This window comes from Thiomonas sp. DCM-2, from assembly GCF_056820905.1.
The window spans coordinates 1,436,880-1,446,454 of record NZ_CM165962.1 but is presented as its reverse complement, the minus strand read 5'-3'; the positions used below and the strand labels follow the sequence as shown (position 1 = coordinate 1,446,454).

The 9,575-nt window shown below is 64.9% G+C and carries 12 protein-coding genes; all 12 read right to left on the bottom strand.

Going from position 1 to position 9,575, the window contains the following annotated elements; genetic code table 11:
* Positions 1–8 precede the first annotated feature (8 nt).
* Positions 9–1,220 (bottom strand): phage tail tube protein, encoded by a 1,212-nt coding sequence (locus AC1ZQA_RS06995; RefSeq protein ID WP_482679079.1) that lies wholly within the window; start codon positions 1,218–1,220, stop codon positions 9–11.
* A gap of 9 nt (positions 1,221–1,229) precedes the next feature.
* A complete protein-coding gene (gene gp17, locus AC1ZQA_RS06990; RefSeq protein ID WP_482679078.1) occupies positions 1,230–1,625 on the bottom strand; it encodes a tail completion protein gp17 in 396 nt (131 codons plus the stop codon).
* On the bottom strand, positions 1,622–2,116 hold the full coding sequence (locus AC1ZQA_RS06985; RefSeq protein ID WP_482679077.1) for an HK97-gp10 family putative phage morphogenesis protein: 495 nt from the start codon (positions 2,114–2,116) through the stop codon (positions 1,622–1,624). The genes gp17 and AC1ZQA_RS06985 overlap by 4 nt, the downstream gene beginning before the upstream one ends.
* Positions 2,113–2,457, bottom strand: a complete 345-nt coding sequence (locus AC1ZQA_RS06980; protein ID WP_482679076.1) for a phage head closure protein — start codon at positions 2,455–2,457, stop codon at positions 2,113–2,115. The genes AC1ZQA_RS06985 and AC1ZQA_RS06980 overlap by 4 nt, the downstream gene beginning before the upstream one ends.
* Before the next feature lie 2 nt (positions 2,458–2,459).
* A complete protein-coding gene (locus AC1ZQA_RS06975; protein WP_482679075.1) occupies positions 2,460–2,951 on the bottom strand; it encodes a head-tail connector protein in 492 nt (163 codons plus the stop codon).
* 11 nt (positions 2,952–2,962) lie between these two features.
* Entirely contained in the window at positions 2,963–3,235 is a 273-nt protein-coding gene (locus AC1ZQA_RS06970; RefSeq protein ID WP_482679074.1) for a hypothetical protein, read from the bottom strand.
* A gap of 76 nt (positions 3,236–3,311) precedes the next feature.
* Positions 3,312–4,571: a phage major capsid protein gene (locus AC1ZQA_RS06965; RefSeq protein WP_482679073.1), complete on the bottom strand. Its 1,260-nt coding sequence runs from the start codon at positions 4,569–4,571 to the stop codon at positions 3,312–3,314.
* Between the two features lie 44 nt (positions 4,572–4,615).
* Positions 4,616–5,425 carry a head maturation protease, ClpP-related gene (locus tag AC1ZQA_RS06960; RefSeq protein WP_482679072.1) on the bottom strand — a complete coding sequence of 270 codons (810 nt, stop codon included), beginning with the start codon at positions 5,423–5,425 and terminating at the stop codon, positions 4,616–4,618.
* The gene (locus tag AC1ZQA_RS06955; protein WP_482679071.1) at positions 5,397–6,677 is read right to left on the bottom strand and encodes a phage portal protein; all 1,281 of its coding nucleotides are present in this window, start codon (positions 6,675–6,677) and stop codon (positions 5,397–5,399) included. The genes AC1ZQA_RS06960 and AC1ZQA_RS06955 overlap by 29 nt, the downstream gene beginning before the upstream one ends.
* Positions 6,677–8,371 carry a terminase large subunit gene (locus AC1ZQA_RS06950; RefSeq protein ID WP_482679070.1) on the bottom strand — a complete coding sequence of 565 codons (1,695 nt, stop codon included), beginning with the start codon at positions 8,369–8,371 and terminating at the stop codon, positions 6,677–6,679. Before AC1ZQA_RS06950 ends, AC1ZQA_RS06955 begins: the two co-directional genes overlap by 1 nt.
* A gap of 4 nt (positions 8,372–8,375) precedes the next feature.
* Positions 8,376–8,870 carry a P27 family phage terminase small subunit gene (locus AC1ZQA_RS06945; protein ID WP_482679069.1) on the bottom strand — a complete coding sequence of 165 codons (495 nt, stop codon included), beginning with the start codon at positions 8,868–8,870 and terminating at the stop codon, positions 8,376–8,378.
* 132 nt (positions 8,871–9,002) lie between these two features.
* Entirely contained in the window at positions 9,003–9,191 is a 189-nt protein-coding gene (locus AC1ZQA_RS06940; protein WP_482679288.1) for an HNH endonuclease signature motif containing protein, read from the bottom strand.
* Positions 9,192–9,575: the final 384 nt, after the last annotated feature.

Genomic DNA, 9,575 nt, shown 5'->3' with positions numbered 1-9,575 from the left:
GAATGGGGTTAGGCGGCGGTGTCTTGCACGGTCAGGGTGGTGAGCTCGGTGGCGAGGCCGGTGCCGCCTGCGGTGTTGAGCAGGGCGGTGAACGGGATGGTCTGGACCAGGCCGTTTTCGCCGTCGTTCTTGGTGCTGCCACCGAGCTTGATGCGCGGCATGGCGAAGGCAATGGCTGGAGCCGCAGCGGTGTTGTCGGCGGTGAACGCGGCGATCAGGTCGATCTCGCTTTCGTTGAGGAAGGCATCGCGCAGCGCCACGCTGTCGAAGTAGGCGGTGGCCTGCCCGCTGATCTGCACCCGGCCGGCGTATTGCGTGGGCACGACGTTGGAGCCCACCACCGGGTCGCCCTTGAAGTTGGCGTTGATGTCGAACGACAGCCCGGTGAGGTTGGCCACGGCCTGGCCACCGATGCGGCACACGCCGTTGACCGCGGCAAAGATGCCGGTGGTGGTTTGCGCCGTGGGCGAGGTGAAATACTGCGCGGCGGCGGTGGTGACGTTTTGTCCCAGCACGTCCATGTCGACCGTGGCCATGCCGGTGGGCGGCAGAGCCAGGGCCAGCTTGCTGATCTTGCAGCCGGTGAACACCTCGCTCTGACCGATGTCGCTGTACCAGTGTTCGATGCTGAAGCTGCGGTCGGTGTGGCCCGATTGCGGAATCCACGTCTTCTTGCCCGGCGCGCTGACGGTGCAGCCGGTCACCGGGCCCTCGGCGACAAGAGAGCCGCCGTTGAGCGGCATGACCGTGGCCACGGTGGCGGTGAGCGCCACCACCAGCAGGTTGCGGTTGATGTTGGCGGCGTTGAGCGCGCCCACGGACAGGCGCACGATGTCGCCTACCTTGAACCCGTCGGTGAGGTAGCTGCCCGAGCCGCGGGTGACGGTGTAGGTGGGGCCGGTGCCCGCGATGGTCAGCCCCAGGCCGGAGGCGGACACGCCTGCGGTGAAATCGCGCTTGAGAATGGCGGCGAAAAAGTCGGCATAGGTCTTGCCGGAGAGTTCGCCGCTGATCTTGCCGCCGACCTTGCGCACGCCGTGGCGCATGTCGGCTACCTGCAGGTCGGTGCGAATTTCGTTGGATTGGTAGGCATCTTTTGTGAGGTCGATCGTGCTCTGCACGCGACGCAGGGCCTGCGCCCCTGCAGCGGCTGGGGCGGTGCCATAGGTGGTCTCGGCCTTGTAGGCGAGCTGCTTGAAAATTCCGGAGGCTGCGGGCATGGTGGGCTCCTACTGTTGATGAATGACGATGAAATCGAGGGGCTGCTGAAAAATCTGCGCATCGCCATCGCGCAGATCCGGCCCGGTGGACTCGAGGACGATGCTGGCAACGGTCTGGCCCGCAATGACGCCTCGGTGGTATTCGCAGGCGGCGCGGGCCAGGGTGGCAACGGCTTTCTGCTGGGGGTAATTGGCCGCGCTGACGGTGACCTGCACGCGGGTGCGCATGAGGGCGTAGGCCTGCGCGTCGATGGTGGGCTGCGGCACCGAGGAGATTTCCTCGATGGCCAGCGCGGGCAGCGCCACGCCTTGGGGCAACAGCCCGGCAACAATGCGCGCTGGCGGCACCACGGCGCCAAGCGCCACGTCCGCCACCAGCAAGGCGCGCACCACAGCGGCGGTCATTGCGGGTCTCCTTCGTCTGGCAGGTCGATGCCGGCCTTGGTGAGTCGGGCGCGAATTTGCGCGGCAATGGCCGCCACAACGGCAGTCGAGTTGCTGTCGATTGCAGGCCGCATGAAAGGGCGCGGGCGCACCCCTGGATGGTCGACCGACTTGACCGGATGACCGCCCATCAGGAACGCCAACACTTTGCCTTTTCCTGCGGTGATGACATGCGCCTGCGTGCCGTATTCCATCCACTGCGCCAGGTACGCATGTTTGCCGGTGGTGACCACGCTGACGCGCGCTGTGCCGTAGCGCAGGCCGCTTTTGATCTTGATGCCGTCGCGCAGGGTGCCGGTGGCCATTGGCACGCGGGTGCGGGCGTCTTGCTGAATAACGCGCGCGCCCTTGCGCAGTGCGCTGCGCAAGATGTTGGCTTCCATCTTGGCGGGCAGGGTTTCGAGGAGGCGTTGCAGCTCGGCACCGCCCTTGATGACGGTGTCGTCGCTCATTGCGCGCCTCCACCGGATGTGCTGTAGTCTTCGGCCAGGATTTCCAGGCCCTGGCGCACGCCGATTTCTGCCAGCCCAATGATCTGCAGCACGCGAGAGCCGAAGCGCAGGCGCATGGTGGCGTCGATGCGGTCGTTCCAGCGGCCGGTGAGTCGGCAGGGCCGGGTGTACTGGCGCATGCTGTCTTGCGTGGCTTCCTTGCCGATGATGTCGAGCGCGCTGGCCCACCAGGTGCACACGGGAGTCCATGTGGTGACCGGGGTGCCATAGGTGGGGTCTGGCGTGGTCACGGGGCGCTCCACGGTGATGCAGCGATTGAGGCGACCGGCGTTGTGCAGCATGATCAGGCCACCGGAATGCGGTAGGGGTCGAGCAGGCCGTCGACAAACTGGCGCGGCGGCGGGCTGAACTGGCCTGGCAGCAGGAACTGCCGCACCTCGGCGCTGCTGATGGCGCGGTGAATGATCCACAGCCGAATGCCTGCGGGCACGCTGGCCACATCTGCCCAGCCGCACACCACGGTCAGCACGCCGTCTGCGGGGGCTGTGCATGTGGGCGGCAGGCCATCGACCCACGGCACATCGACGCCCGCTTGCTGGATGCGCTGCACCGGGGACAGGCCCCAGAGCTGCACCACATCGCCTGCGTGCACGTCGATTTCCCAGGTCTGGGTGAGGAACCGCCGCCCGGTGGCATGTTCGGCTTCTTCGCGCGCCTGCTGAATGGCAATGCCGAGCACGGCGCCGTCTTCGGCGCTGTCGATGCGGCCCCACGACAGCACGTCACCGGGGGTGACGGGCTCTTGCATGGGTGCATGGATTTGACGGGTGGCCATGGCGGTGCGGGTTATGCAATGGGCTGCTCGAGGTCAGCGGGGACAGCTTGGGCGGCGGCGTTTGCCTGCGCACCGGGATGGATCTGCAGCGACTTGCCCAGCGTTTCGCGGCAATAGGCCACGGCATCGGGGTGCGGGTCGACGGAGCCGTCGTCGGCATAGCTGGCAATCTGGTCTGGGGGGAACTGCACCAGGTCGTCAACGGCATACGACACGCCGTCCACCGTGAGAGCCAGCAGCACGCGGCAGGCAGTGGGTTGCGTGGGTTTTGGTGTCTTGGCCATGAGTGGGATTGGGGTTGAGTGAACGGGCCCGGGCGGGTTGCTGAGTGGCTGCGCACCGCCCGGTGCCGGGTCAAGATCAGGTTGCGGAATGCTGGTAGGCCTTGACGGCGCCACCCACGTCGATGAAGTTGCCGCCCATGCGCTGGAACGCCACAAAGCCCACCTGCCCCTTGAGGGTGAAGGCCGAGTCGGTCATGCGGAACACCGTCAGGTCCATGACGCGGCGCAGGACGTATTTGTCGAGCTTGCCGAACAGGATGGACTTGGCGCTGGCGGCAGGCACCGGAATGCCTTGGTCGATGTAGATGGGGCGGCCCATCAGGCGGTCGGGGGCGCCGCCGTTGACCATGGCGTCGGCCTCGTAGCCCGGCACAAAGATGGGGCGGTTTTGCGAGTCTTTCACCTTGCGCACCATGCGCAGGGCGGCGTCGGACATGAGGTAGCCCACGCCGTTCATGCTGCGATAGGCCGGATCGACGCTGTGTTCCAGATCGACCAGGTCGTCATAGGTGACGGTGGTGGTCTGGCCTGTGGCGCCCGCTTTGCCCACAGAGACGGCAGTGACAATGCCGCGGGGTTCGCCGGTGCCGGTGCCGGTGGTGATGCCTTGCGCCAATTTGCGGCCCAGGCGGGTGGCGAGCACGCTCTGGATGTAAGCCTCGATGTCCAGGAAGCTGTCCTGAATGAGCTCGAACGGCAGGGCAATGCTCTTGGAGCTGTACTTGAACACGCTCAGCGTGATGTTGCCGAACGTCGTGTCGCCGGTGGAGACCTGCGTGTTTTGCCCGACGATCTCGCCCACATCGGCGGTGGCATCGGCCGTGGGGAAGTTCATGTCGGTGCCGGTGGCGGTAGCGATGGAGCTGGCCACGTTCATCAGTCCGCCGTAGGCTTTCATGGCCACTTCGAGCGCCTTCATGTATTCGAGCGCCGTGGTGTAGCCGCCTTCGGTGGTGGTGGTGGTGGACATGGCATTGCGAATGTCCGGGTTTTGGCGCGCGGCCATTTCGGCGCGCTGCGCATCGCTCAGCCCAGACAGGCCGCCGCGGAAGTAGGCGCGCAGGGCGCTGGCGGTTTCGCTTTGCTTGCCGGGCAGCACGGTGGCGGCGTTCATGGCGGCCTCGTGCGCGGCGGCGGCGTTGTCGGCCATGAGTTGATGCGCGCGGTTGAGGCGGGCGATGTCGGCGTCGACCGCTTCGATCTGGTTGAGCAGTTCATCCAGGCGGGTGGCGTCGTCGGACGGCATGCGCTGGTCGGCGGGATATTTGGCGTTGAGGTCCTGGGCGGACTTTGCCAGGGTGTTGCGGTGGGCGCGGAGTTCTGCAATGGTGGCCATGGTGGGGCTCCTGATGAGTGGGGATGAGTGAGGATCGGCGCGTGTCAGACTGGTTGGAGGTAGGCCAGCTCAGCCACGCGCGTGCGCTGAGACTGTCGAGCACGGACAATGCGGGCATCGTCCGGATGGGGTTGCGCCGCTGCAGCAGCGGCTGGTGCTGGGGCAGCGGCCTGGCGCGGCGTCCAGGCGCGCGCGGGGGCATGGGCAAAGGCGGACAGGTTCCAGGCGGCGCGGGCAGAGGGATCGGCGGCGGAGAGCTGGGTCATGCCGTCTGCAAACTTGGCGGCGATGGCTTCCTCGGCGGTCATCCAGGTTTCTTCTGCCATCATGGCGAGCACGGCAGAGGCATCCAGGCCGGTGCGCTGGGCGTAGGTGTCGGCGATGGTGCCGTCGACCTTGTCGAGCAGATCGGCGGTGGCGAGCAGGTCGTCGGCATTCCCGGCGGCAAGTGTCCAGGCCTTGTGAATCATCATCATGGTGCCTTCAGCCATCAGCACTTCGTCAGCGGCCATGGCCAGCACGGAAGCGGCGGATGCGGCCAGGCCGTCGATCTGGCACACCACGCGCGCGGCATGATCGCGCAGGGCGCTGGCCATGGTGCGCGCAGCAAACACGCTGCCGCCAGGGCTGTCGATGTGCAGGCGGATCTGCGGCGCGTCGATGGCGGCAATGGCCTGTGTGAAGGCTTGTTTGCTCACGCCGCCAAACCATTCGGCCTCGATGTCAGAGTCGACAATGACGTCGTAGACGTAGACGTGCGCTTCTTGCGCGCCGGCCAAAGCCTGCACGCGAAAGGCGTTGGCGGCTGCAACGCGGCCGCGGTTTTCAGACAGCAGGCGCAGGTACGGGTTCATGGGTGGCTCCTTGGGCGGACGCGCCGCCCTGATTGATGTCGTCTCCGTCCGCAATGGGCGGCATGTTTTCGCGCATGCGCACTTCGTTCTGGGTCATCCAGCCGGGCTCGCCTGCGCGACCAAGGGCCACGCGGTAGGCGTTGAATCGCGCGGCCATGTCGGTGCGCTCCAGACCGGAGAGGTCGAACTCGGCAAACCAGCGGTCGCGCACGGGCCAGACCTTGCGGTTGATCTCTTGCGTGAGGGGCTGAATGTGACGCATGAGCGTGTAGCGAGAGAACGAGATGCCCTGCTGCTCGATGCCGGTGCCGAAACTGGTGGACTTTTCCTGGTGACCGACCATGTGCGGCGGCACACCAAAGAACCGGGCAATGTCTTCCACAGAAAAGCTGCGGCTGGCCAGGATTTCCGCGTCGCGGGGGTTGACGCTGAGTTGCGCTGGCTCCAGCCCACCTGTGAGCAGCAGGGGCCAGCGGCTGTTCCCCCCCTGCCGCGCGGCAAGGCTGGATTTGAGTGCGGCAATCTGATCTTTGTTGAGGTTGCCTGTGGTCTTGAGTGCGTAGTCGAATGTGGCGCCTTCGCTGAACAGCTTGGCCATGTAGGACTCGGCGGCAACGGCAGATCCCACGGCTTCGCGCGCGGCGGCGGTGATGACGGAGGGGCTGCGCATGACCACAGGGTCGTACCCCAGCGAGGACAGGTGCAGCATGTCGGCGTCGTAGACGATGTACGCGGGACCGAGCGGCGGCTGCACGCGGTAGAACTTTTCGCCGGTGACGGTGTCGCGCAGCGGCCAGACGCGCCCCGGGTGATGCGGGAAAAGCGATTTGATGGGGCCGGTGCGGTTGACGCCGCCGCGCACGAGCTCGATGTAGCCGTCGCCATAAAGCAGCTTGGCGGCAATGGCGTAGAGCATGGCGTCGAAGCTGGTCATCTCGGCGTTGGCCTGCTCGTTGAACAGCCACCAGATGGAGCCGCTGGACTCGGCATCGACCCGGCGCCTGACGCTGCCGCTGGTGCGTTCGTAGATGGCCACGGGCAGCGAGGCAATGGCCCCGGCAATGATGGATACGCAGGCGTAGACGGTGGACACCCGCATGGCCAGCTCGGGAGTGACGGACACGCCCGATGCGGTGATCTGCGACAGGCCCAGCACCTGCGACAATTCTTCGGCAGTGAGGCCGGAGGTGGGAATCTGGCCAAGCGCCTTGGGGCGCACGGCATTGAGCAGGCGAGCGAACAGACCGGCCATCAGGTGACCTCCAGGTCAACGATCTGCGGCGTTGGGGCGTCGCTGTGGTGAATGGCGCGGTTCATGGCCATGATGGCGGCAACCACGCCGTCGATCTTGTTTTCTGGCCGTTCCTTGCGGGGGTAGATGTTGTCCTTGGCGTCGTGGTGGCACACCACGTTGGACACCATCCAGGTGGTGATGGGGTTGCCGTCGTGCACCAGCTTGCCAGACAGCACCAGGGCTTCGAGCTGTTTCATGGGCTCGGAAAAATTCATCACGGACGGGCGGACTTCGATCATGGGCACGTCGCGGTTGAGCAGGTTGCCGGCCAGTTGAGTGGCCTGGTACGGGTCATACGCGACGGACTGCAGCGCGTAGGTGCGGGAGTCGTTGTAGATGTCGGTTTCGATTTGCTGCAGGTCGGTGATGTCGCCCGGTGTGACGGTGAGATGGCCGGTGCGGGCCCAGCCGGAATACTGGCTGTTGGTGTTGTTCTCGACGGTGCGGTCTGGCAGGTAGTAGCTGCAGAGCAGGTAGTAGCGATCGGCCTCTGTGTCGACAAACACTTTGGCGCATGCGGCAATGTCGACCTTGCTGGCCAGGTCGAGCCCGCAAAAGCAGGGCAGATGCGCAACGTCGTTTGCGGTCAGGCCGGGGCGCGCACAGCGGTCCCAGGCGCGCATGTCCATCCAGGCGGTATCGGCGTTGACCCAGACGTTGAAGCGTTTGGTCAGGAGGTTGTTGACGGCGCTGGCCATGGTGCTGGCCTTGCTGACAGCGGCGCGCAGGTCTTCGATGTTGACGCTGATGCCCAGGGATGGGTTGGCCTTGATCCAGCAGGACTCATCGGTCCAGTCGTCGCCATCGTCAAGCGTGTAGATCACGCCAAATACGCGCTCGTCTGTGGCGGCGCCCTGCAGGATCTTGGTGACGTGGGTGCGGCGCTCGTAGCAAATGCCGCTGCGGTCGGTGCCTGCGGTGGTGATGGCCCAAAGCAGGGACTGTTCGCGGGCGCCGCGGGCGGTATCGATCACGTCGTAGACGGCGCGGCTCTTGTGGGCGTGGAATTCGTCAATGATGGCGCCATGGATGTTCAGACCGTCGAGCGTGCTGCCTTCTGCGCTGAGTGCACGGAACACGCTGGCGGTATGCGGCTGGCTGACGGAGTGCTCGAGCACGGTGAGGCCGAGGGCATGCTGCATGTCGCGGTCGCGCAGGCACATCTGTTTGGCATCATCGAACACGATGCGCGCCTGGTCGCGTGTGGTGGCGGCGCTGTAGACCTCGGCGCCCGGCTCGCCATCGGCAAACCCCAGGTAAAGCGCCACACCAGAACTGATGGTCGACTTGGCGTTCTTGCGGGCCACCTCGAGATACACCTCGAGGAAACGCCGCAGGCCTGTCTGGGCATGCAGCCAGCCAAACACGGTGGTGAGAGCAAAGCATTGCCAGCCATCAAGCTCGATGCGGGCGCCTTCGCGTGCCCACTTTCCCTTGATGTGCGGCAGCATTTCGATGAAGGCGCAAACGCGCTCGGCGGCCAGGTCGTCAAATTTCCACGGGAAATCTGCCGAGTTGCCTACGCGCTGCAGATCTGCACGTTGACGCTGGCATGCCATGCGCACCCATTGACAGGCCACGATGCTTCCGTCGAGCACGCCATCAATGTAGGCGTTGGCGCGGGCAAGGTAGTAACCGGGTTCGCGTGTCATGGGGTTACCGTTGAGCGAAGCGGCTCCAGCCTTGCGGTGGCTCCATACCGGGCAGCGTCTGCTGCTCCATGTTGCGCGACGGTGTCACACGCGAACGCGCAGACGGAGACAGCCCAAAGGCGTCGCCAAATTTCTTGACCTGGTCGCGCAAGCTGTTGAGCAACTGCACATGGACGCTCTGCACTTCGTATCCATTGGGCGTTGTGGCAATGAACGCTCTTGCCGGGTCGGACCCCTGCTCTGCCAGCGCGTCCATGCGCGCCTGCAGGCTGCGCTCAAGCAAGGCAAGCTGTGCAGCAGCCTGGCAATAAGCCGCGAATTGCTCCGTGTCGAGCCGACTGATCAACCCCACGGCGGCCAGCTCGCGACCATCGCGCCGCCAGATTTTGCGGGCAGCATCGCTGAGGTATTTCGGTGGAGTCGGCATCGCCACTTCGGGGTTGACGCCGTCTGCCAGGTCGAGCGCGCGCCGACCCGGGTTTCCCTGGATCAACTTCAAGCGCGTCGGCTTTGGCTGCGGCCCTCTCAATCCCATCAATCGCTCCGTTATCCAACCATCCTGTCACTACCCCCCCTCAAAAACCTGCGCTCACAAAAATTTGGCTGCGGACGCGGTCGTGTGGGGGAACGGTTAACCTTTTGCTGCCCCCCCTGTGCGCGTGCTATTGCCGAATCCGCCATCCTCTTGCGCCGTTTTCTTGGCGTGATGGGAGTGACATAGCGGCTGCCAGTTGCTCCGATTCCAGAACAGCGTCATGTCACCGCGGTGCGGGATGATGTGGTCGACGTCTGTTGCCGTTGTCATTCGGTGCTCTTGCATGCACATCACACAAAATGGGTGCTCTCTCAGGAACTGCTCCCGTGCCCGACGCCATGCGCTGGAGTAGCCACGCTTGTTGCTGCTCTCCCGCCTGGCATCAACTTCACGCCGCACGATGCGCTGGTGTGCGTCGCAATAGCCGGGCTGCTGCACAAGGGCAGAACAGCCTGGATAGCGACACGGACTCAGCGGTCTAGCGGGCATGAAAAAACCCGCAAGGCTTGCGCCGTGCGGGCTGGGTAAGGAACGGTTCGATGATGACTGAAATCTACCGGAATTTTCTAATGGCTAAAACTCTTTTGTGCACCACCTGCTTTCCGCGACGAAGGTGCACATAGGCGGTGCTGAGTGCGCATCCTGCGCGACTGGCCACTGCACGCATGG

Excerpts from the sequence above, each read along its gene's own strand:
- AC1ZQA_RS06995 (WP_482679079.1), bottom strand. The coding sequence starts at position 1,220 with ATGCCCGCAGCCTCCGGAATTTTCAAGCAGCTCGCCTACAAGGCCGAG.
- gp17 (WP_482679078.1), bottom strand. The coding sequence starts at position 1,625 with ATGACCGCCGCTGTGGTGCGCGCCTTGCTGGTGGCGGACGTGGCGCTT.
- AC1ZQA_RS06985 (WP_482679077.1), bottom strand. The coding sequence starts at position 2,116 with ATGAGCGACGACACCGTCATCAAGGGCGGTGCCGAGCTGCAACGCCTC.
- AC1ZQA_RS06980 (WP_482679076.1), bottom strand. The coding sequence starts at position 2,457 with ATGCTGCACAACGCCGGTCGCCTCAATCGCTGCATCACCGTGGAGCGC.
- AC1ZQA_RS06975 (WP_482679075.1), bottom strand. The coding sequence starts at position 2,951 with ATGGCCACCCGTCAAATCCATGCACCCATGCAAGAGCCCGTCACCCCC.
- AC1ZQA_RS06970 (WP_482679074.1), bottom strand. The coding sequence starts at position 3,235 with ATGGCCAAGACACCAAAACCCACGCAACCCACTGCCTGCCGCGTGCTG.
- AC1ZQA_RS06965 (WP_482679073.1), bottom strand. The coding sequence starts at position 4,571 with ATGGCCACCATTGCAGAACTCCGCGCCCACCGCAACACCCTGGCAAAG.
- AC1ZQA_RS06960 (WP_482679072.1), bottom strand. The coding sequence starts at position 5,425 with ATGAACCCGTACCTGCGCCTGCTGTCTGAAAACCGCGGCCGCGTTGCA.
- AC1ZQA_RS06955 (WP_482679071.1), bottom strand. The coding sequence starts at position 6,677 with ATGGCCGGTCTGTTCGCTCGCCTGCTCAATGCCGTGCGCCCCAAGGCG.
- AC1ZQA_RS06950 (WP_482679070.1), bottom strand. The coding sequence starts at position 8,371 with ATGACACGCGAACCCGGTTACTACCTTGCCCGCGCCAACGCCTACATT.
- AC1ZQA_RS06940 (WP_482679288.1), bottom strand. The coding sequence starts at position 9,191 with ATGCAAGAGCACCGAATGACAACGGCAACAGACGTCGACCACATCATC.